Origin of the sequence: Citrobacter sp. RHBSTW-00570, assembly GCF_013739755.1 — a bacterium.
Classification (GTDB): domain Bacteria; phylum Pseudomonadota; class Gammaproteobacteria; order Enterobacterales; family Enterobacteriaceae; genus Citrobacter; species Citrobacter braakii.
Genome location: NZ_CP056399.1, coordinates 3677577 through 3699691, shown reverse-complemented (window position 1 = coordinate 3699691; position 22115 = coordinate 3677577). Strand labels below are relative to the sequence as shown.

Below are 22115 nucleotides of genomic sequence, written 5' to 3'. Positions count from 1 at the left end.
AAAGGTATTTTTAGCTATGTTTAATTATCTAAAATCAGGTTTTATCCTTTTACTGGCCTTATTTTCTGCTGCCAGTGTTCAGGCTGCCGGAGGCATTGCATTAGGCGCCACTCGCGTTATTTATCCGGCCGATGCTAAACAAACGTCCCTGTCTATTAGCAATAGCGATACCAAAGAACGTTACCTGGTAAATTCATGGATTGAGAATAGCGCCGGCGCTAAAGAAAAATCGTTTGTGGTTACGCCTCCGCTGTTTGTTAGTGAACCCAAAAGCGAAAACACGCTGCGTATCATCTATGCCGGTGAACCGCTGCCCAAAGACCGTGAGTCGCTGTTCTGGATGAACGTCAAAGCCATTCCGTCAGTCAATAAAAACAGCCTTGAGGGCAAAAACGTTCTGCAACTGGCAATTCTGTCACGCATCAAACTTTTCGTTCGTCCGAATAATCTGCCGCAAATCCCGGAAGATGCACCAGGAATGCTGACCTTTTCCCGCTCCGGCAACCACCTGAAAATCAACAATCCGTCAGCGTACTACGTCACGTTGGTCAATCTCAATGTGGGGAAAACGAAGGTCGATAACGTGATGGTTGCGCCGAAAAGCGATGCGCAGGTCCTGCTACCCACGGGCGTTCAGGGCAACGTCACGTTCCAGACGGTCAACGATTATGGCGCTGTGACCCCGGCCAAAACGGTTAGTGTGCGTTGAGATAACGATGAATAAGACAACGTATTTTCCTGGCCTGTTACCGGGGGTTACGCCACCGCTGGCGGGGGTGGCGTTGTCCACGCTGGCGGCGCTCTTTCCCTCTCTAAGCTATGGGGAAAGCTATTTTAATCCGGCCTTTTTATCTGCGGATACGGCAACCGTGGCGGATTTATCACGTTTTGAAAAAGGCAATCACCAGCCTGAAGGCGTTTATCGCGTGGATATCTGGCGCAACGATGAGTTTGTTGCCACTCAGGATATTCGTTTTACTACCAGTGCGGCAAAAGCCGGGGAGAAGTCCGGTGGGCTGATGCCGTGCTTTGGACTCGACTGGGTGAAGCGCCTTGGCGTCAATATCGCCGCGTTTCCGGCACTCAGTAAGGATCCGAACGATACCTGTATCAATCTACCTGAGGCGATTCCCGGCAGCGAGATTGCGTTTGATTTTTCTACCCTGCGCTTAAACGTCAGCCTGCCACAGGCGTCAATGTTAAACAGCGCGCGCGGCTATATTCCACCGGAAGAGTGGGATGAAGGGATCCCAGCCGCACTGGTTAACTACAGCTTTACCGGCAGCCGCGGCAGTGATACTGACAGTTATTTCCTCAGTATGCTCAGTGGTCTGAACTATGGCCCCTGGCGGCTGAGAAACAACGGTGCGTGGAGCTACTCCAAGGGCGACGGATACCACTCACAAAGCTGGAAAAACATCGGTACATGGCTTCAGCGCGCAATTATCCCGCTGAAGGGCGAACTGGTGATGGGCGACAGCAACACTGGCAACGACGTTTTTGACAGCGTCGGGTTTCGCGGTGCGCGGCTCTATTCCTCAGACAGTATGTATCCCGACAGCTTACAGGGCTACGCGCCTACCGTGCGCGGCATTGCGCGTACCGCAGCGAAACTGACCATTCGTCAGAATGGCTATGTAATTTATCAAAGCTATGTTTCACCCGGCGCTTTCTCGATAACCGATCTCAACCCAACGTCATCCAGCGGTGATCTTGAGGTCACGGTGGATGAGAAGGACGGCAGCCAGCAACGCTATACGGTGCCGTACTCCACCGTTCCCTTATTACAACGAGAAGGGCGTTTCAAATATGACGTTGTCGCCGGGGATTTTCGCAGCGGCAATAGCCAGCAATCTTCACCGTTCTTTTTTCAGGGAACATTAATTGCCGGGTTACCAGAGGGCTATACCGCATACGGTGGTACGCAGTTGGCCTCACGTTACACCGCGGTGGTTTTAGGCACCGGTCGAAACCTGGGGGACTGGGGGGCGGTTTCTGTCGATCTCACCCATGCGCGCAGCCAACTGGCGGATGACAGTACGCACCAGGGGCAGTCTCTACGTTTCTTGTATGCGAAATCGCTGAACAATTTTGGCACTAACTTCCAGCTGTTGGGGTATCGCTACTCAACGCGTGGATTCTATACCCTCGACGATGTGGCGTATCGCAGTATGGAAGGCTATGAGTACGAATACGACAGTGAGGGCAATCGCCACGACGTGCCCAATGTGACGAGTTACCACAACCTGAGCTACAGCAAAAAGGGCCGTTTCCAGATCAACATTTCGCAGAATCTGGGGGATTACGGATCGCTGTATATCTCGGGTAGTCAGCAGACGTACTGGAATACTTCAGACACCAATACCTGGTATCAACTGGGCTATGCCAGCGGCTGGCAGGGGATTAGCTATTCACTCTCCTGGTCGTGGAATGAATCGGTTGGCATCTCCGACACCGATCGTATTCTGGCGTTCAATATGTCTGTACCGTTCAGCCTGCTGAGCGGACGGCGTTACTCGCGTGATAACGCCCTCGATCGCACCTACGCCACCTTTAATGCCAACCGTAATAGCAACGGACAGAACAGCTGGCAGAGCGGGATCGGCGGTACGTTGCTGGATGGGCGCAATCTGAGCTACAGCGTGAATCAGGGGCACAGCAGCACCAATGGCTATAGCGGAAATGCCAGCGCCAACTGGCAGGCGGCCTACGGTACGCTGGGCGTGGGTTACAACTACGACCGTGACCAGCATGACTACAACTGGCAGCTCTCCGGCGGCGTAGTGGGGCATGCGGACGGCATTACGCTCAGTCAGCCTCTGGGCGATACCAACGTGCTGATTAAAGCGCCGGGTGCGCAGGGTGTACGGATAGAGAACCAGACCGGCGTTCAAACCGACTGGCGCGGATACGCGGTGATGCCATATGCCACCGTCTATCGCTATAACCGCGTCGCGTTAGACACCAATTCCATGAACAACAATACCGATGTGGAGAATAACGTCAGTAGCGTAGTGCCAACGCAAGGGGCGCTGGTGCGGGCGGCGTTTGATACACGAATCGGTGTGCGGGCGCTGATTACCGCCAAACATGCCGGTAAACCAGTGCCGTTTGGCTCCGTCGTGCGTGAAAACACCAGCGGCGTGACCAGCATGGTGGGTGAAGACGGGCAAATCTACCTGAGCGGCCTGCCGCTAAAAGGCGAGTTGTTGATCCAATGGGGGGAAGGCGCAAACGCGCGCTGCGTGGCGCGCTATGCCTTGCCAGAGGAGAGCCTGAAACAAGCGGTAACGCTCACGAACGTGACGTGCGAATCTCCGTCAGCACGACAGGAATAATACGATGAAACGACAAACGGGTTTGTTACTGGGAAGCGCTTTACTGCTGATGGCCCATTCGTCCTGGGCGACGGTCTGCCAAAACTCGAATGGCACGCCAACGGATGTTTTTTACGATCTGTCGAATGTCTTCAACAGTAGTAACAACCAGCCGGGACAGGTGGTGACGTTACCGGAAAAATCTGGCTGGGTTGGCGTGAATGCCACCTGTCCGGCCGGGACAACGGTAAATTACACCTATCGAAGCTATGTCACTGAACTTCCGGTTCAAAGTACCGAAGGCGGCTTCCAGTATCTGAAGCTCAATGACTACCTGCTGGGGGCCATGAGCATAACCGATAGTTATGCCGGGTTATTTTATCCCCCGCGTAATTACATTCGCATGGGGACTCACCCAAACGTACCTAAGCAGCAGCCTTTTGGCGTGATGGATTCAAAGCTGGTGTTTAAGCTCAAAGTAATCCGCCCGTTTATTAACATGGTGCCGATTCCGCGGCAGACGATGTTCAGCGTCTATGTCACGACCAGTACCGGAGATGCGCTAAGCGTGCCGGTTTATACCATCAGCTACAGCGGCAAGGTGGAGGTTCCACAAAACTGCGAAGTAAACGCCGGGCAGATTGTCGAGTTTGATTTTGGTGATATTGGCGCATCGCTGTTTAGCAAGGCAGGAGCGGGAAACCGGCCTGAAGGCATCAATCCGCAGACCAAAACGGTAGCGATAAAATGCACCAACGTCGCTGCACAGGCCTACTTAACCATGCGTGTAGAGGCCGAGAAAGCCACCGGGCAAATGATGGTATCTGACAATCCCGATTTAGGTTTTATTGTCGCCGACAGCAGCGGTAAACCGCTGACGCCCAATAATCTGTCCAGCACTATCCCGTTTCAACTGGATGATAACGCCGCGGCGAGCGTGGGTATTCGAACATGGCCGGTTAGCGTAACGGGCAATAAGCCTACCGAAGGACCTTTTACAGCCCGTGGCTATCTGCGAGTGGATTATGACTAACAAGCAAACGCCAGCCGCAGGGACACTTCTGGCAATGGTGTGCCTGCTGACATTCAGCTCGTTGTGCCATGCCGCTTCGTCGCTGGGGGAAATCAATATTGAACTGCGCGGAAACGTGGTGGACTTTACCTGCGCGGTAATTGCCAGCGACAGCAATAAGTCCGTGGAGCTAGGCACCTGGCCGACCAAGCAGCTTCAGACCAGCGGAGATACTACTCAACCGGTCGCGTTTACGCTGAAGCTAGAAGGCTGCCCGCCGGGTTCCGCTTCGATAACGTTTTCCGGAACTCCGGCCCCGGGCACGACGTTGCTGGCGCTTGATGACGCGGTGATGGCGCAAAAGGTGGCGATCGAACTGCACGACAGCGACCGTACGCGATTGCCGCTCGAGCAGGCCAGTCAGACGGTGGGGATTGATGAGAACGGCAACGCCACGCTGACCTTTTTCGCAAACTATATCGCGTTAGCTGCTGGGGTTCAGCCTGGCATTGCCAGGGCTGATGCCACGTTCATGATTAACTATAACTAATCAATGCGCTAACAAAACACTCCCGAACGAAATCTCGCCGGGAGTGTTATTACATTAATTCATGCATTTTTGCGTAATCGATCAGCTCAACGATGGTGTGCAACCCGAGCTTGGAGTAGATATTAGCCTTGTGAGCGCTAATCGTTTTATTGCTGAGTAACAACTGCTCAGCAATTTCCTTATTGGATAGCCCGTTTGCCAGATAACGCAAAACGGTAACTTCACGGTTAGAGAGCGGCATGTCATGTAAGACGCCTTTTTGTGCATTTATATTGTTAATGAAATTAAGGGTATCCGAAGGAAAAAAGGAATATCCCGATAAAATCATTTTTACCGCATTGTAGATATCATTGAGATCCTTTCGTTTACTGACAAACCCATTTGCACCGGCCCGGATAGCACGACCGGCATAAAATGACTCGGATTTTGAGGACAGAAACAGTACCCGAGTTTTCTCCTGCAATGACTTTATTCTTTTGAGTAATGTAAACCCATCAGAACCAGGCAGTTCAATATCCAGGATGACAAGATCGACAGGGTACGTGCGCAGATGTTCTATTGCCGTACGGCTGTCATCGGTTTTCAACACTACCTGAATATTACTGTTTTTCTCGAGTAGTACTTCTATCGACATTCTGACAATAGGGTGTTCGTCCATAATGATAACGGATGCTGGTTTCATTGTTGTATGCCTCAAACTGTTTGCGTATCTTGCGAATTTGATAAAACATCAGGCGTTATAATATTGTCAAATAGCCAAGAATTGTTCTGAGGGAGAGCCGAATAAATATTATTTCATCCTTGTTTATTCGGTTGTTCTTCTGCAGAACAATGAATTTGTGGAAAATCCATTTCACACCGGGAAAACTAACAATTAATCAGGAAACTGTGGGGATTATACCTGCTCTGCTCATTCGGAAAAGACTTACAACATCCTGGTTGTTAATGTCAGTTAGGATATTCTGAAAGATCCAGATGTGTTAATGACTATTGGTATTATTTATCTGTGGTTCGAATTATGGCAGATTGAAAATTTTTTTTAAACAGTAAAAACGACACAATAAACCAATTGTTTAGGTTTTGTTAAGGCTGCAATAGGACTATTTTTTATTGAAATGCACAGGATCAGTAAGGTTAAGTGTGGGAGTGGCTCCAGGCATAATACCAGGAATAGTTGTAAATATTAAATATTTGTAAAAATTAGATCTGTTTTCTTATTTAAAAATAAGTAATTTCCTAAAAAATCTTATAGCACAATGAGTTATGGTGTTAAATTAAATGGGTAGAGGTAACGTTGAGGCGGTGGATCAGATGCAAAAAGCGCTGCCTGCTGGGTAATCCAAGGCGCGTAATCAACTGATTCAGGCGATAAATGATACGGTGGTAGGGTTGTGCCTGTAACAATGCAATCTTTTTTAAGGAGTTACCCTGTAATAGTAAGGTAATCAGCTCCCAGTCGAGCTGATTTATACGCCTGGAATGAATATAGTTAAGAACCGGAGATAATAAGGCATGGCGCATCTCGGGGAGGCGCAAATTGCGTGGCAAGATATAAAATGGACCGGACAGTGAAATAAATGTAGTGAGGTCTTCATCGCGACTGGAAAGCATTATGAAGATTTGGATGTCATTATGCTTCTTAATTAGCTGGCGCAGGCTTTCAAGTATATCGAAATAAGGGGTTGTTAAGCTTTCAATGTCAATCACTAACTGGCTAATTACCGGCTCTTGCAGGCTGAGCAAAGTCGATTCAACGCTCTGGAAGATCGCCGCGCGAGTACCTGAGAATAAATGTCGACTCAGCGCATAGGCCAGATAGTAGTCTGTCGTAATTATCGCCTGAGATATAGTGCCGTCCGGTAAGGTGTATTCGAGTTTTTGCGCCAGATACTCGATCCGGTCAAATACCTGTGAGGTACAGTGGGGAAATTGCCAGCTACAGTTAGCGTTTCGTATACGGCGATAGCGGTCCCGGCGTTTTGCACTGTGCATCCTTTTCCATTCCATTTCTGTTGCGGCAGGTCTGGATAAATTGCTGACTACAGGCATCCCTGAACCAAACTTTTGTCAGCGCAAATGTGAGTTGACTTGTGCCGTTGGGTTTCAGTGCTTCAACAATCATCAGACTGGCAATTGCGTACTCCATCAGAATAATCTGCCGGAAGTTTTCTGATGTCTTACTCAATGCCCAAAAGATCGTTTTATCCAGTTCAACCTCTCTCTGAGATTAGATAAAATATTACCGGGTGTGTCTTTCTGTTACCCCGGAAATAGTATGGCCGGATTATTCTCGCAGCCTGAAGCCAGGTACAGTAGGAGCCGATGCTTAATCGATGATGAGATATTTCTCAATAAAAATTAGGCAGAGACACCCCGTCTAATTTTGCAGAAAGTTCAGATGTGCGCGGATGTATCTTAAGAATTGCTGATCGTTTTTCACATGCAGTTTTTTCATAATGCTGCGGCGGGTCGCTTTGGCCTGGATATCACTGACTGAGAGCAGATGAGCCGTTTCGGCTAACGTATACCCGCTGGCGAGAAACATTAAGAACTGGCGTTCTTCGATAGAAAAGTTGCGGGTGGTGCAGTAATGGCAGATAGTCGCGGGCACGCTAGTGCGCAGTGCGCGTTTTTGCAGGATGAGGACCAGTTTTTTGGTTATCTCGTCGACGTCATCTTCCCGATAAATCAGTGGCAACATGTACAGGCAGGGGCGGAACATTAGCTTATCTTTGTCGTTTTTGCTACAGATGACCACCCGGTGTTGGCGCCTGGTGTGGACAGGAACCATGTAACAATCGGCGCTGAGCCAATCTTCATCCAGTGAGATAAACGCGATTTCAGCGCGATCGATATCTTCGACAGGTAAAAAGCTAATCTCCTGATGCCACTGATTTGCCAGATGGGAGATGATGATTTTCAGTCCATGTTCGAAGTGACTGTTTTCTTCCTTGATGGCGATACTTAACATTAAAGAGTTCCTGACCACTGGAGAGGGGATAAAGGAATGTTAAGCAAAATCATAAATATTCTAAATACATGTATCCCTAAATCTGACGTTTTGCGGGCTGAGTTGTTACCAGGTGATTTCCTGGATACCTTTGAACGAGCAGAAAAAATCAACATTCGTACACTTCGCCAGCAACCGAAACAAAAGGCATTGACTCAGCAAGCGCTGACCGTATAATTCACGCGTTTCATCTGCATGAAGTAATCACTTCGCAATGCGCCCTTAGCTCAGTTGGATAGAGCAACGGCCTTCTAAGCCGTAGGTCGTAGGTTCGAATCCTACAGGGCGTACCATTTCAACGTCACTTCTGATGTTCAGCTTCTGCTAATCGCGACAAATTTTCTTTTGCCAACCACATTTCCACTTCTGTAAGACTTAGTTGTACTTCCTCTCTGAGTGAAAAATCAGCTAGCGGCTGCTGTTCAAGCGCTGCGCACATCCTGCTGGCAGAACGCATCCTCATGCTGGCGCAGCTGCTTTTTAGCTGATGTGCCAGACGTTTTATCTTCTCGTACTCATATGCTGCGCGCGCTGCGTCAATCTCATCTAATACAGGAAGGGTGTGTTGCTTAAAGAGCGCTAACCATTCGTGCACCTTTTGCCATCCCATTAGCTGGATATCCCCGGCTAATTGCTGGGTATCTAACCGTTGGTCGTCATTTTCTAATGCAACCGGGAGAGGGGCGTTACCGTGCAGATAATGGGTAATGAGCCGACTGAGTTCATCCTGGGGAACCGGTTTTTGAATAACGCCGAGAAACAGGGTGCTGGTTCTTTGGCTTAGCGTTTCGTCGATGACGTGTGCGCTAAAGCCTATTAGCTTTAACGTCGGAAACTCGCGGGTTAACTGTTGCGCCAGCGTGATGCCGTCGATATCCGGAAGATCAAAATCAACCAGCGCGGCATTATACTGGGCGTCTTGCTGCAGTATGGTGAGCGCCGCAGCCGCACTGTCGGCAGCGGTGACCTGGGCGCCATTGAGGGTGAGCATTTCTGTACTGATGCGCTGCGTGAGGGGGTTATCCTCGATTAGCAGTAAGCGTAAACCCTGTAACGATATGGCACGTGGAACGGATTTAGCTACCGGCATCGCGCCAGCCCGTAATGGCAGACGAAGACGAAAGCAGCTTACGACTCCCGGCGTACTGGTGACGCTCAGTTCTCCCTGCATCGCCTGCGCAAGGCTGGCACTGATAGTGAGTCCAAGCCCGGTCCCCCCACGTTTACCGCTAACCTGAACAAACGGCTGAAAAATATCGCGCTGATGGACAGGGTCAATCCCGCATCCCGTGTCCTCAACCTCAATATACCAGTCCTGGTCTTTACATCGGCTACGCAGGGTGATGTGTCCGCGATCGGTAAAGCGCAGCGCGTTGTTTAATAGGTTAGTTATGATTTGCCGAATGCGGCGCGGATCGCCGCGTAGGGAGTCGGGGACATCGTCGGCAAAATCCGTAACCAGCACGACCGGGCGACCCACAACGCGACCATGCATGAGCTGAAGCGTACTTTCCAGCAAGGGTCTGGGCTCAAAAGGTTCATCGCCGATCGCCACATTTTTTCCGCCCGCTTCGATGGCGGAATAGTCCAGGATATCGTTGAGGATGGTCAGCAGAGACTCGCCAGAGTCGGTGATTGCGCGCAGATTCTCCTGATGCTGCGCCAGAGCGGGATTGTCTGAGAGCAACTGCGCAGTGCCGAGGATCCCATACAGCGGGGTGCGTATTTCATGGCTCATGGCGGCAAGAAACGCCGATTTTGCCTGGTTGGCTTTTTCGGCTTCTGCCCGCGCCTGACGGTGTTCAGACACCATAGAACGCAGTTCGGCGGTGCGAGCTTTTACCTGAGCGGCCAGATGTTCGCGATGGCTATTAAGGGCGTGAACGCTACCGCGAAAGGCATCCATCAACCGCCCGATAGTATCCAGTTCGCGAACGCCCGCGGTTTCCGGAAATGGGGAGTCAATATCACCTTCAAGCAGACGCTGTAACGCCTGGGTTTGCTGCGCCAACGGACGCGTGACCGAGCGGTAAACTACGCGCCAAAGAATGAGAATTAACAAGCACAATGACACCGCACCTAACAGCAGCAGCAGCGTTTGCCCGCGCTGGCTGGCTTGTTTGAGATGCGCCAGCCCGGTCTGATTGCGTTGGCCAATGATGTCTACCAACTGACTGACTTCGCTACTGAAACGGGTAAATTGCTCGATATTGTTCTGCGATAAGATCTGTAAGCGGGTGGTGATGTCATTATCCTGACGATACAGGGCCAGTAGATCGACATAACGGCTTATCGAATTTACAGCGCCGGCAACCTGAGTGCGTACCACCGGATCTTCAATGCGTATTTGTCGGCGGTGAAGCACTCTGACGGCGGCATTAAGCTGGGTTTCCAGCGCTGCAAGGTTATTCTGCGCCTGGTTATTCCCCAGATTCATCACCATTTGCTGCACGCGTAGCGCGCTCAGGCGCAGTTCATTCATCTGGTTATAATATTCCAGATCGATATCGATAAGCCTGTCGAGAGCGTGTTCTGCCGCCTGCCCCTGATGGCTCTCAATCAAATCATAAATGCTTGCCTGCGTAGCGCCCGCCGAGGTGGCGGCATTACTGGCCTGACCGCGCGCCATTTCGGCAACGTCGGCGGTAGCCTCAACAATATGTTGGCTGAGCTGTTGCTGCCGATCGCGCAGTTTCAGACGTTCGCCAACCAACTCCCCCTGATGGCTTAACGACTGGGCGATCTCTTTTTCCTGTTGTTCAATGGCCGACGTATCAAAGCCCTGCTCGCGCAGGGTTTTCAGTAAAGCGGTTATTTTCAGGCTTTGGGCGGTTAACATACGCCCCTGAGCCAGCCACATATTTTCATTATCTGCGGTGGTCAGATTCTGCGCGGAAAACAGTTCCCAGGCGCTAGCTTCGCTGAGCTGGCGCGCCATGTCCATGGTCGGGATCAGCGCCTGGGTATTGGCCTGCTCAACCTGGCTGACAAAACGCAGGTTATACCAGCCAACCAGCGTACTAATGAGGGTCAGTGCCGCCATCAGCCCGAAGCCTATCCACAGTCGTTTGGTCAGAGATAAATTCACTGTCGGGTCGCCACAGATTAAAAAGGTTGAGTCCAAAAGAGGAAAGCAACTAGGATAAAGCCTTATCAATGTTGAGGCTATCATGCGCGTATTGGTTTTCCTGCTTATCACACTTTTTCCCGGCTTAGGTCACGCGACCGGGTCTGCACTGCTGCGCTGGCCGGATACCCAGCAGGCAGTACCGGAACCGCTAACGGACGTTACTGCAAACAAAGTCTGGAAACTGTGCGCGCTGTATCCCAGCCTGAAGGATTCCTACTGGCTTTCCGTGAATTACGGCATGCTGGAGGCGGCGAAAAAATACGGCGTAAGCCTGAAGGTGCTCGAGGCGGGAGGGTATCGCCAGTTCGACACGCAAAAATCACAAATCGCTCAATGCCAGCAATGGGGCGCGGATGCCATTTTGTTGGGCAGCAGCACGACGACTTTTCCGGATTTGCAGGCACAGGTTGGCACGCTACCGGTTATCGAGGTGGTGAATGCTATCCATGACGCAACGGTAAAAGCCCGGGTTGGGGTTCCGTGGTTCCAGATGGGTTATCAGCCAGGCCGCTATTTGGTTAAGTGGAGCGCGGGCAAACCGCTAAAGGTCTTATTATTGCCAGGACCTGATGACGCCGGGGGCAGTCGTGAGATGGTGGCCGGGTTCCGTCAGGCGATTGCCGGCAGTCAGGTGCGCATCGTGGATGTGGCGTTGGGCGATAATGATATTGAAATACAGCGTAATCTGTTGCAGGAGATGCTTGAGCGTCACCCGGATGCCGACGTGGTGGCCGGTACAGCAATTGCTGCTGAAGCGGCAATGGGGGAGAAGCGCAATCAGGGCGCGCCGTTAACTGTCGTCTCTTTTTATCTGTCGCATCAGGTGTATCGCGGGCTTAAACGCGAAAGAATCATTATGGCTGCCAGCGATCAAATGGTCTGGCAAGGTGAACTGGCGATTCAGCAGGCTATCAGAGTATTACAAGGACAACCGGTGCCGGAAAATATCAGTCCACCGATCCTGGTGCTCACCCCGAAAAATGCCGACAGCCAGCATGTAAAGTGCTCGTTGTCACCCGGCGGATTCCGTCCTGTTTATCTGTATCAGTACACGTCAGCCGCTAAAAAATAACCTTCCCCGTGCTGCGTTACCAGTAAATCAGCACGCAGCTTGTGGCGTAAACGGCGGATCAGTACGTCCACGGTGCGTAAGTCCGGATTGTCTACCCGTCGTGCCGAAAGCATGCGCAGTAAACGTTCGCGACTGAGAATTTCCCCCGGATTGGTGACAAACGCGACCAGCATTTCATACTCGGCGCGGGTGAGTTTGATTGCCTCGTCGCCCAGTTCCAGAGTATGACGGGAGACATTCAGACAATACCCGGCAAACTGATAGCAGTTGTCTTTAGCCTCCGGTCGCGCCTCGCGGGCAAGGTCGATACGCCAGAGTAAATTTTTCACTCTCACCACCAGTTCACGTAGCTCCAGCGGCTTGGTGACATAATCATCAGCCCCCATTTCCAGGCCAACGATACGGTCAATTTGGTCACTACGACCCGTGACCAGGATGATCCCCACCGTTGAGCGTTCACGCAGGGCGCGGGTCAGCATTAAGCCATTTTCATCCGGGAGATTGATATCTAACAGAATAAGATCGACAGAGTGTTGTGACATGATTTCACGCAGGCCGGCTCCGCTGGCTGTGACCGAGACGTGATAACCTTCCTGTTCAAAATAAGCCTGTAATCGTGCCTGGGTAACGGGTTCATCCTCAACAATGACAATGTGATGCGACATCCTGGTTGTTGTCTCTTTCTGTTCATATCTGTTCACATTGTGCCGTAAGCCATTCATCCTGACCAGTGTTGCCGTTCACATTTGCGAAATAAGATCCTCTGTAACTAAACCATATATTTACAGGGGCTATTATGCGGAAACTATGGAGGGCGCTGCTCAGACCGAGCGCACGTTGGTCAGTGTTGGCGCTGGTCGTCATCGGGATGGTGGTCGGTATCGCGCTGATCGTCTTACCGCACGTTGGCATTAAATTAACCAGTTCAACCGAATTTTGCGTGAGCTGCCACAGCATGCAGCCGGTTTATGAAGAATATAAACAGTCTGCGCATTTTCAGAATGCCTCCGGGGTGCGCGCAGAGTGTCATGATTGCCACATTCCATCCGATATCCCTGGCATGGTGAAACGTAAGCTGGAGGCCAGCAACGATATTTACCAGACCTTTGTTGCCCACTCTATTGATACTCCTGAGAAATTCGAAGCCAAACGTGCCGAGCTGGCGGAGCGCGAATGGGCGCGAATGAAGGAGAACAACTCCGCGACCTGTCGTTCCTGTCATAACTATGATGCGATGGATCACGCGAAACAGCACCCTGAAGCTGCGCGTCAGATGAAGATTGCGGCCAAGGACAATCAATCCTGTATTGACTGTCATAAAGGTATTGCGCATCAGCTTCCCGATATGAGCAGCGGTTTCCGCAAGCAGTTTGACCAGTTACGCGCCAACGCAAACGACGATGGCGATACGCTCTATTCCCTGGACATCAAACCTATTTATGCCGCCAAAGGGGATAAAGAACCTGCGGGCTCACTGCTGCCTGCTTCTGAAGTAAAAGTGTTAAAGCGTGACGGCGACTGGCTGCAAATTGAAATTGTGGGCTGGACAGAGAGTAACGGGCGTCAGCGCGTGCTGGCCCAATTGCCGGGTAAACGCATTTTTGTGGCCTCCATTCGTGGCGACATCCAGCAGCACGTGAAAACCCTGGAGCAAACGACCGTCGCGGAAACGAATACGCAGTGGAGCAAGCTGCAGGCCACCGCCTGGATGCAGAAGGGCGATATGGTTAACGACATTAAGCCAATCTGGGCTTATGCCGACTCGCTCTATAACGGAACCTGTAACCAGTGCCACGGCGCACCTGAGAAAGAACACTTTGACGCCAACGGCTGGATTGGCACGTTGAACGGCATGATTGGATTTACCAGTCTGGATAAACGTGAAGAACGTACCTTACTGAAATATCTGCAGATGAATGCCTCTGACACCACGGACAAGCCGCATGGCGATAAGGGAGAAAGCAATGAAAAATAACGATCTCTTTCAGGCATCTCGCCGTCGTTTTCTACTGCAGTTGGGCGGCTTGACCGTCGCTGGTATGTTAGGACCTTCGCTGCTCACACCGCGCAGCGCCAACGCCGCAGAGGTGCAGGGAACTGGCGTCAAAGAGGGGATCCTGACCGGATCTCACTGGGGGGCAATCCGCGCCACCGTGGTTGATGGGCGTTTTATTGAAGCCAAACCGTTTGAGCGTGATAAGTACCCGTCAAAAATGATCGCCGGACTGCCGGACCACGTGCATGGCGGGGCGCGTATTCGCTATCCAATGGTCCGTGTCGACTGGTTGCGTAAACGCCATCAGAGCGATACCACGCAGCGTGGAGATAACCGCTTTGTGCGCGTTTCGTGGGATGAAGCGCTTGACTTCTTCTATCAGGAGCTGGAGCGAATTCAGAAGACCTATGGCCCGAGCGCGCTGCTGACGGCCAGCGGTTGGCAATCAACCGGCATGTTCCATAACGCCTCGGGGATGCTGGCGCGCGCCATTGCGCTGCACGGCAACAGCGTAAGTACCGGGGGCGACTATTCCACTGGTGCAGCCCAGGTGATTCTGCCGCGCGTGGTCGGGTCAATGGAGGTATATGAACAGCAGACCTCCTGGCCGCTGGTGCTGAAAAACAGCAAAACGATTGTGCTGTGGGGTTCCGACCTGATTAAAAACCAGCAGGCGAACTGGTGGTGCCCGGATCATGATGTTTATGAATACTACGAACAACTGAAAGAAAAAGTGGCGCGCGGCGAGATCTCGGTTATCAGCGTTGATCCGGTCATCACCTCGACGCACGACTACCTGGGCCGCGACAAGGTTAAACACGTCGCCGTGAATCCGCAGGCCGATGTGCCGCTACAGCTGGCGCTGGCGCACACGCTTTATACCGAGAAGCTCTACGATAAGCATTTTCTCGATAACTACTGCGTAGGGTTTGAGCAGTTTCTGCCTTATCTGCTGGGGGAAAGTGACGGACAGCCTAAAGATGCCCAGTGGGCGGAAAAAATATGCGGGATTGATGCCGATACGATTCGTGAACTGGCGCGGCAAATGGCGGGCGGAAGAACGCAGATTATTGCCGGCTGGTGCGTCCAGCGTATGCAGCACGGGGAACAGTGGGCGTGGATGATCGTGGTGCTGGCCTCAATGCTTGGACAAATCGGCTTACCCGGCGGTGGCTTCGGCTTTGGCTGGCACTATAACGGCGCGGGCACGCCAAGCCGCAAAGGGATTATCCTGAGCGGTTTTTCTGGCTCCACTACCGTACCTCCTGTGCATGACAGCACTGATTATAAGGGGTACAGCAGCACCATCCCGATCGCGCGTTTTATCGATGCGATTCTTGAGCCGGGTAAACAAATTAACTGGAACGGCAAAACCGTCAAGTTGCCGCCGTTGAAGATGTGCGTTTTTGCCGGGACCAACCCTTTCCATCGTCACCAGCAGATCAATCGTATTATTGAGGGCTGGCGTAAGCTGGAAACCGTTATCGCCATCGATAATCAGTGGACCTCGACCTGTCGATTCGCTGACATCGTATTGCCCGCGACGACCCAGTTTGAGCGTAACGATCTTGACCAGTATGGCAACCACTCCAACCGCGGCATTATCGCCATGAAACAGTTGGTGCAGCCGCAATTTGAAGCACGTAATGATTTCGATATTTTCCGCGATCTCTGCCGCCGCTTTAATCGTGAAGAAGCCTTTACCGAAGGGCTGGATGAGATGGGGTGGCTGAAACGGATCTGGCAGGAAGGAAGCCAGCAGGGGAAAGGGCGCGGCGTTCATCTCCCCGCTTTTGACGTTTTCTGGAATCAGCAAGAGTACGTTGAATTCGAACATCCGCAGATGTTTGTACGTCATCAGGCATTCCGCGAAGACCCCGATCTTGAGCCGCTGGGCACGCCGAGCGGATTGATCGAAATTTTCTCGAAAACCATTGCCGGTATGCAGTATGACGACTGCCAGGGGCATCCGATGTGGTTTGAGAAAATCGAACGCTCACATGGTGGACCCGGGTCGCAGCGTTGGCCACTGCATCTGCAATCTGTTCACCCTGATTTCCGTCTGCACTCGCAGCTTTGTGAATCTGAAGCGCTGCGTAAGCATTATGCGGTAAGTGGTAAAGAGCCGGTGTTTATCAACCCGCAGGATGCCAGCGTCAGGGGGATTCGCAACGGTGATATTGTCCGTGTGTTTAACGCACGTGGACAAGTACTGGCCGGGGCGGTTGTCTCCGATCTCTACTCGCCAGGCGTGGCGCGTATTCATGAAGGTGCCTGGTACGACCCTGATAACGGCGGAGAAACTGGGGCGCTGTGTAAATACGGCAATCCAAACGTATTAACAATCGATATCGGCACGTCTCAACTGGCGCAGGCGACCAGCGCTCATACTACGCTGGTGGAAATTGAGAAATATACCGGCAAGGTGGATAACGTGACGGCGTTTAGCGGCCCGATAAAAATGGTGGCGCAGTGCGAATATGTTCCGGCGGAGAAGGTATCGTCATGATAAAACACTCTTCCCTGACAACAGAACAGATGGCCTGTGTTTACGCCTGGCTGGCGCAGTTGTTTTCCCGGGAACGTGACGATGACAGCCTGGCACTTTTGCAGTCCAGCGAAATGGCTGAGTGGTTCGCGGTGCTAAAAGGTGAACCGTCGCTTGAAGCGGAAGTCCTTCAGCTGGAGGAGAAAATTGCTGCGCTTCAGGTGCGTGAGGACGCAACCCTCGAACTGGCGGCTGATTTTTGTAGCCTGTTTCTGATGACGGAAAAACACGCGGCGTTACCCTATGCGTCGGCCCATCTTGAAGGAGGGCCGAATTACGGGGTCATTAAACGATTGTTAGCCGATGCTGGCATGCAGGTAAGCGAAACGTTTAGCGAGTCAGCCGATCATCTGGCAATTTTTATCGAACTGCTGAGTCATCTGCATTTTTCTCTGGGAGAGTCCGGGCTTAGCCGCCAGCGTATTGATGCGCTGCGCAGAGAAACGCTGGCGGGGCTGTTACGCTGGTTACCGGAATTCACCGCCAAATGCCGCCGCTATGATGACTTTGGTTTCTATGGCGCGCTGAGTCAGCTGTTGCTGGCACTGGTCAGGCTGGATATTCAGAACTGAGTGATGGCCTAAGCCACAGAACAACGGGAATGCATTCGCTCTAATGCTTGTCATTTTAACGAAAATGAATGGCCGTAATGAGTAACTGAGAGTGGGACATCCGGAGGCAATGAATCTGTTGCCTCCGGTATATTGCTACATTTACCGCTGAGGTGAACGGAACCCTGAGCAAGAATCACATGTGCTCAATAATGCTTAACTTATAAACGTTAGTGCAAATTCGCCCCCATTTTGACCCTATCACCGCACAACCAGCACCGGACATTTTGCATGGCGTACTACGGCAGCCGCCGTTGAACCCAGCAGATAAGTGCTAAAACCAGGCTTATGTGAGGCAATAACAATAAGCTCAGCGTCTACCGCCTCCGCCAGTTTGAGGATCTGATCCTTCGGCGGGCCGTAAACGACGTGAGTCTGACTCCTGCCTGCAGGAATATTGAACTGCTTAATAATCTCTTCGAGTTTTTCGCTGGCCTTGGCCTGCAGACCGCTTCTGTCCGGGAATTCTGTTGAGTAAGCCAGCCCCAGCGAGGCATAGAACGGAACGGTAGGAATAACGGCTAAAAAGTGGACCTTAGCGGTTTTGGCATGCGCCAGGACCTGTGGAACAACATGGCGGGTTAAATCGGTTTCAGAGATATCAATGGGCACCAGAATTGAGCGATACATATTCACTACCTCCTGTTTGTTTACCTCTACCCAGAGTGTAGCGAAAATCGAATCTGTATAATAAGCGACCAGATCAAGATTGCATGCATAAATGTGCGTCAATGATAGCTGTGTGTCACAAGTCTTGTCGTGAATGTATATCTGAGCACAACCACAAGAGGGGTATCTTCATTAATACGTGTTATCTCGTAATAGAAAAGGGTTCGTTTTTATGTTTTTTTATTGTATATTTTATTATATAGCGACTATTGCCAAGGGCATAATTTTAATGCCATTCAGCACTCATCAAACTTTTATTCTGACGTTTCCATAATTAATGGTTAATTAAACCTTGGATTTGGTTTAATTGTCTGAATTTAAAAAGGTATTTTATATTTAATTTCGTTCGTATTAATTATGCGAGCGCCTTCAAACTTACCCACATGCTGATTCTCATTTCCCTCTGCGTTTGATGAATATCAATAAGTAGCCGCGTTAGGGTAATTATTGTCTACCTATTAAAGGGTATTCATCTTGTGGGAATAAAAGATGAGAAAAATAAATAAAACCATCCTCGGGACGATGCTGCTGTGCATTGTTCTTGGTGCTGTTATCGTTTTGGCAGGGCAATGGACGTTGCACAAAACCTCAAGCACGGAATTCTGTTTGTCGTGTCATACGATGCAGGCACCGTATGAGGAATATACCGGTTCGGTTCACTTTCAGAATCAGAAAGGTATTCGTGCAGAGTGTGCTGATTGTCATATCCCCCAGGGCGGCCTGGATTATCTGGTGGCTAAACTGCGAGCCTCAAAAGATGTTTATCATCAGTTCATAACCAAAAAAATCGATACCCCAGAAAAATTTGAAGAACACCGTCTGGAGATGGCGCAAACCGTTTGGGCACAGCTAAAAGCGAGCGATTCTGCGACCTGCCGTAGCTGTCACAGCATGGACGCGATGGATCTTGCCGCACAAAGCGCAGAGGCCCAGAAAATGCACAAAATGGGCATCGAGGAAAAGCAAACCTGTATTGATTGCCACAAAGGCGTCGCCCATTTCCCACCTGAAATAAAAATGGATGACAGCGCGCTCAAAGGGCTTGAAGCGCAGTCCGCCTCCACCCCTGCTTCGGCAACAGAGCTTTATGCCGTAAGCAACACTGCGCTGGGCGATTTGGGAACCGTTTACCCGGCAACAAAAATGCAGGTTCTGAAAACAACGGACAATACGCGACAGGTCGAGATTCGCGGTAGCCAGATGCAGGGAAATGAACAGGTCATTTACTACGCGGCAGGACAGCGTTTGATTCTTGCCAGCCTGAGTGAAAAAGGTCAGCAATCGCTGAAGATCCTCTCCGACTGGAAAAAAGATGATTACGGCAATGTGTGGCGAGATGTCGTGCTGCAGGGTGAATGGAGCGGTTCCGCTCTCGCCAGCCGTGAACCGATGTGGGATTACGCACGCAAACTCGACAATGTGTACTGCGCGGGCTGCCATGCGCCAATTCCAGCGAATCATTTCACGCTCAACGCCTGGCCTTCAGTAGCAAAAGGGATGGGCGCTCGCACCAATATCAGTGAAAACGAACTGGATATCCTGAGCCGTTACTTCCAGTACAACGCTAAAGACATGAACAAATAAGCGATAAATCAGGAGAAATCATGAAACTCACAAGACGTGACTTTATTAAGACGGCCGGCGCGGCAACCGGGACAATGGCGATTTCTTCGGTGATCCCAATGCCGGCCTGGGCCGAAGGCCAAAATGGCGGAGCGATTCTGACGGCAGCGCGTTGGGGCGCGGTATACGTGGAAGTAAAAGATGGCAAAGTGGTTTCCTCAAAAGGCGCGTTGCCTAAAACGGTGCCGAACTCGTTACAGCAAACCGCGCCGGATCAGGTCCATACCAATATCCGCGTAAAATATCCGATGGTGCGCAAAAGCTATCTGGAAAACCCGGGTAATGCGGATGGTAAACGTGGAAGCGATCCTTTCGTGCGGGTTAGCTGGGAGCAGGCACTGAAACTGATACATGAGCAGCATAGCCGGATCCGTAGCAGCTATGGCCCGGCGTCGATATTTGCTGGTTCTTATGGCTGGCGCTCCAGCGGCGTTCTGCATAAAGCGCAAACCTTACTGCAACGCTATATGAGCATGGCCGGTGGTTACGCAGGTCATACCGGAGATTATTCAACCGGTGCCGCGCAGGTGATCATGCCTTACGTTGTGGGATCGGTTGAAGTCTATGAGCAGCAAACCACCTGGCCGATGGTGCTTGAGCACAGTCAGGTCGTGGTGCTGTGGGGGATGAACCCGCTCAATACCCTCAAGATTGCCTGGAGCAGCACGGATGAACAGGGGATTGAATACTTTAATCTGCTGAAGAAATCAGGGAAAAGCGTCATCGCCATCGATCCGATGCGTTCCGAAACCATTGAGTTCTTTGGTGATAATGCAACCTGGATTGCGCCACATATGGGGACCGATGTGGCGATGATGTTAGGGATCGCCCATACGCTGGTGAAGAAAAATCTCCATGACAAAGCCTTCCTGGAAAAATACACCACTGGATATCCGCAGTTTGAAGAGTATTTGCTCGGCAAGAGCGACAAAATAGAGAAAACCGCCGAGTGGGCTTCCGGCGTGTGCGGCGTGCCTGCTGAGCAACTGGAGAAGCTGGCGGAAATTTTCTCCAGCAATAAAACCATGCTCATGGCGGGTTGGGGGATTCAGCGCCAGCAATACGGTGAGCAAAAACACTGGATGCTGGTGACTCTGGCGGCGATGCTGGGGCAAATTGGTACCGAAGGCGGTGGTTTCGGGTTCTCTTATCACTATTCCAACGGCGGTAACCCAACGCGTACCGGGGGAGTATTGCCAGCCATCTCCGCCCAAATTGAGGGTGGGTCATCTGCGGGTAACGACTGGGCGGTTTCCGATGCGGTGATCAGCCTGCCGGTAGCGCGAATTGTCGAAGCGCTGGAAAATCCAGGCGGCAAATATCAGCATAACGGTAAAGAGCAAACCTTCCCGGATATCAAAATGATCTGGTGGGCGGGCGGCGCTAACTTTACCCATCATCAGGATACTAACCGTTTAATCAAAGCCTAGCAGAAGCCTGAACTGGTTGTCATCTCAGAGTGCTACTGGACCGCAGCGGCCAAACATGCCGATATAGTCCTGCCGATCACCACGTCGTTTGAGCGCAACGATCTGACCATGACCGGTGATTACAGTAACCAACATCTGGTGCCGATGAAGCAGGTCATTGAGCCGCAGTTTGAAGCACGCAGTGATTTTGACGTATTTGCCGATCTGGCGGAGATGCTCAAGCCTGGCGGTAAGGCGGTCTACACCGAGGGCAAAGATGAAATGGCGTGGCTGAAGCAGTTCTATGATGCCGCGCAAAAAGCCGCCCGCGCCCAGCGTATCGCCATGCCTCAGTTCAACGCGTTTTGGCAGCAAAACAAACTGATCGAAATGCGTGAGAATGAAAAGAATAACAAATATGTACGCTACGCGGATTTCCGCAGCGATCCGGTGATGAATGCGCTTGGAACGCCGAGCGGTAAGATAGAAATCTACTCAAAAACGATTGAAGGCTATCAATACAAAGATTGCCCGCCGCATGCGTCATGGATTGAACCCGATGAATGGAAAGGAACTGCGGATAAAGATCAACTGCAGCTACTGACGGCGCACCCGGCACATCGTCTGCATAGTCAGTTGAACTACGCTTCGCTGCGCAAAGAGTACGCGATTGCCAATCGTGAGCCGGTAACGATTCACCCGGATGATGCGAAAGCCAGAGGTATTGCCGAGGGCGATCTGGTACGCGTATGGAACGCGCGTGGACAGGTGCTGGTGGGGGCACACATCAGTGACGGTATCAAACCGGGAATCATCTGTATCCATGAAGGCGCATGGCCAGATATTGAGAACGGTATCTGCAAAAATGGCGGCGCGAACGTGCTGACGGCGGATATCCCAACCTCAAGGCTGGCGAATGGCTGCGCGGGGAATACCAGCCTGGTATACGCAGAGAAATTCACCGGCGAAGCGCCAAAACTCACCGTCTTTGATGAGCCAGCAATCGTCACTCTGTAATGATGGTTGAAAAGCGGGGGCCGTAAGGCTCGAATGCTGGCAATTAACGAGGATGAGTGGCCGTAGCGATAACGGAGAGTGGCACATACGGAGGTAATGAATCTATTGCCTCCGGTATATTGCTACGTTCACCTTATGTTTGTCACTTCTC

Annotated in this window: 16 protein-coding genes, 1 tRNA gene and 1 pseudogene; 12 read left to right on the top strand and 6 right to left on the bottom strand. The window is 51.4% G+C overall.

What is annotated here, in order from left to right; all coding sequences use genetic code 11:
- Window positions 1-16: 16 nt before the first annotated feature.
- The 4 genes from fimC to sfmF are packed head-to-tail and all read left to right on the top strand — an operon-like array spanning window position 17 to window position 4879.
- Window positions 17-709, top strand: coding sequence for a type 1 fimbria chaperone FimC (fimC, locus tag HV237_RS17640; protein ID WP_016152127.1), 693 nt, complete (start codon window positions 17-19; stop codon window positions 707-709).
- A 7-nt stretch (window positions 710-716) separates the two neighbouring features.
- Entirely contained in the window at window positions 717-3338 is a 2622-nt protein-coding gene (locus tag HV237_RS17635; RefSeq protein WP_046276060.1) for a fimbrial biogenesis usher protein, read from the top strand.
- Window positions 3339-3387: 49 nt separating this feature from the next.
- Entirely contained in the window at window positions 3388-4350 is a 963-nt protein-coding gene (gene fimH, locus HV237_RS17630) for a type 1 fimbria D-mannose specific adhesin FimH (protein WP_230330236.1), read from the top strand.
- Entirely contained in the window at window positions 4343-4879 is a 537-nt protein-coding gene (gene sfmF / locus HV237_RS17625) for a fimbria assembly protein (protein WP_047358037.1), read from the top strand. Before fimH ends, sfmF begins: the two co-directional genes overlap by 8 nt.
- Window positions 4880-4928: 49 nt before the next feature.
- On the opposite strand, the gene fimZ is transcribed toward sfmF, so the two are convergent.
- From fimZ to fimW, 3 genes are all read right to left on the bottom strand, one after another.
- Window positions 4929-5561, bottom strand: coding sequence for a fimbria biosynthesis transcriptional regulator FimZ (gene fimZ, locus HV237_RS17620; RefSeq protein ID WP_016152131.1), 633 nt, complete (start codon window positions 5559-5561; stop codon window positions 4929-4931).
- Between the two features lie 587 nt (window positions 5562-6148).
- Entirely contained in the window at window positions 6149-6871 is a 723-nt protein-coding gene (locus tag HV237_RS17615; protein WP_047358038.1) for a hypothetical protein, read from the bottom strand.
- Between the two features lie 385 nt (window positions 6872-7256).
- Complete coding sequence (gene fimW, locus HV237_RS17610; protein WP_016155913.1) at window positions 7257-7850, bottom strand: fimbria biosynthesis transcriptional regulator FimW; 594 nt, start codon at window positions 7848-7850, stop codon at window positions 7257-7259.
- A gap of 36 nt (window positions 7851-7886) precedes the next feature.
- Between fimW and HV237_RS17605 the strand changes: the two genes are divergently transcribed.
- Window positions 7887-8066, top strand: coding sequence for a hypothetical protein (locus HV237_RS17605; protein WP_016152134.1), 180 nt, complete (start codon window positions 7887-7889; stop codon window positions 8064-8066).
- 39 nt (window positions 8067-8105) lie between these two features.
- Window positions 8106-8182: transfer RNA gene (locus tag HV237_RS17600), tRNA-Arg, on the top strand.
- 8 nt (window positions 8183-8190) lie between these two features.
- Here the strand turns inward: HV237_RS17600 and torS are convergent.
- Window positions 8191-10977 carry a TMAO reductase system sensor histidine kinase/response regulator TorS gene (gene torS / locus HV237_RS17595; protein WP_181541578.1) on the bottom strand — a complete coding sequence of 929 codons (2787 nt, stop codon included), beginning with the start codon at window positions 10975-10977 and terminating at the stop codon, window positions 8191-8193.
- A gap of 82 nt (window positions 10978-11059) precedes the next feature.
- On the opposite strand from torS, the gene torT reads away from it, so the two are divergent.
- Window positions 11060-12091: a TMAO reductase system periplasmic protein TorT gene (torT, locus tag HV237_RS17590; protein ID WP_047358039.1), complete on the top strand. Its 1032-nt coding sequence runs from the start codon at window positions 11060-11062 to the stop codon at window positions 12089-12091.
- On the opposite strand, the gene torR is transcribed toward torT, so the two are convergent.
- The gene (gene torR / locus HV237_RS17585; RefSeq protein WP_016152137.1) at window positions 12064-12756 is read right to left on the bottom strand and encodes a two-component system response regulator TorR; all 693 of its coding nucleotides are present in this window, start codon (window positions 12754-12756) and stop codon (window positions 12064-12066) included. The two genes, torT and torR, sit on opposite strands and share 28 nt — an antisense overlap.
- Before the next feature lie 131 nt (window positions 12757-12887).
- Between torR and torC the strand changes: the two genes are divergently transcribed.
- From torC to torD, 3 genes are read left to right on the top strand one after another with little or no spacing between them, the layout of a single operon-like run.
- Window positions 12888-14066 (top strand): pentaheme c-type cytochrome TorC, encoded by a 1179-nt coding sequence (gene torC / locus HV237_RS17580; protein WP_016152138.1) that lies wholly within the window; start codon window positions 12888-12890, stop codon window positions 14064-14066.
- Complete coding sequence (gene torA, locus HV237_RS17575; RefSeq protein ID WP_016152139.1) at window positions 14056-16596, top strand: trimethylamine-N-oxide reductase TorA; 2541 nt, start codon at window positions 14056-14058, stop codon at window positions 16594-16596. Before torC ends, torA begins: the two co-directional genes overlap by 11 nt.
- Window positions 16593-17207 (top strand): molecular chaperone TorD, encoded by a 615-nt coding sequence (gene torD, locus HV237_RS17570; protein ID WP_019076213.1) that lies wholly within the window; start codon window positions 16593-16595, stop codon window positions 17205-17207. Before torA ends, torD begins: the two co-directional genes overlap by 4 nt.
- 240 nt (window positions 17208-17447) lie before the next feature.
- On the opposite strand, the gene uspF is transcribed toward torD, so the two are convergent.
- Complete coding sequence (gene uspF / locus HV237_RS17565) at window positions 17448-17876, bottom strand: universal stress protein UspF (protein WP_016152141.1); 429 nt, start codon at window positions 17874-17876, stop codon at window positions 17448-17450.
- Between the two features lie 528 nt (window positions 17877-18404).
- Here uspF and HV237_RS17560 point away from each other — a divergent pair.
- The gene (locus tag HV237_RS17560) at window positions 18405-19499 is read left to right on the top strand and encodes a NapC/NirT family cytochrome c (protein ID WP_016155916.1); all 1095 of its coding nucleotides are present in this window, start codon (window positions 18405-18407) and stop codon (window positions 19497-19499) included.
- Between the two features lie 20 nt (window positions 19500-19519).
- Window positions 19520-21964: pseudogene (locus HV237_RS17555) on the top strand (trimethylamine-N-oxide reductase 2).
- Window positions 21965-22115 lie beyond the last annotated feature (151 nt).

Excerpts from the sequence above, each read along its gene's own strand:
- fimC (WP_016152127.1), top strand. The coding sequence starts at position 17 with ATGTTTAATTATCTAAAATCAGGTTTTATCCTTTTACTGGCCTTATTT.
- HV237_RS17635 (WP_046276060.1), top strand. The coding sequence starts at position 717 with ATGAATAAGACAACGTATTTTCCTGGCCTGTTACCGGGGGTTACGCCA.
- fimH (WP_230330236.1), top strand. The coding sequence starts at position 3,388 with ATGGCCCATTCGTCCTGGGCGACGGTCTGCCAAAACTCGAATGGCACG.
- sfmF (WP_047358037.1), top strand. The coding sequence starts at position 4,343 with ATGACTAACAAGCAAACGCCAGCCGCAGGGACACTTCTGGCAATGGTG.
- fimZ (WP_016152131.1), bottom strand. The coding sequence starts at position 5,561 with ATGAAACCAGCATCCGTTATCATTATGGACGAACACCCTATTGTCAGA.
- HV237_RS17615 (WP_047358038.1), bottom strand. The coding sequence starts at position 6,871 with ATGCACAGTGCAAAACGCCGGGACCGCTATCGCCGTATACGAAACGCT.
- fimW (WP_016155913.1), bottom strand. The coding sequence starts at position 7,850 with ATGTTAAGTATCGCCATCAAGGAAGAAAACAGTCACTTCGAACATGGA.
- HV237_RS17605 (WP_016152134.1), top strand. The coding sequence starts at position 7,887 with ATGTTAAGCAAAATCATAAATATTCTAAATACATGTATCCCTAAATCT.
- torT (WP_047358039.1), top strand. The coding sequence starts at position 11,060 with ATGCGCGTATTGGTTTTCCTGCTTATCACACTTTTTCCCGGCTTAGGT.
- torR (WP_016152137.1), bottom strand. The coding sequence starts at position 12,756 with ATGTCGCATCACATTGTCATTGTTGAGGATGAACCCGTTACCCAGGCA.
- torC (WP_016152138.1), top strand. The coding sequence starts at position 12,888 with ATGCGGAAACTATGGAGGGCGCTGCTCAGACCGAGCGCACGTTGGTCA.
- torA (WP_016152139.1), top strand. The coding sequence starts at position 14,056 with ATGAAAAATAACGATCTCTTTCAGGCATCTCGCCGTCGTTTTCTACTG.
- torD (WP_019076213.1), top strand. The coding sequence starts at position 16,593 with ATGATAAAACACTCTTCCCTGACAACAGAACAGATGGCCTGTGTTTAC.
- uspF (WP_016152141.1), bottom strand. The coding sequence starts at position 17,876 with ATGTATCGCTCAATTCTGGTGCCCATTGATATCTCTGAAACCGATTTA.
- HV237_RS17560 (WP_016155916.1), top strand. The coding sequence starts at position 18,405 with ATGAGAAAAATAAATAAAACCATCCTCGGGACGATGCTGCTGTGCATT.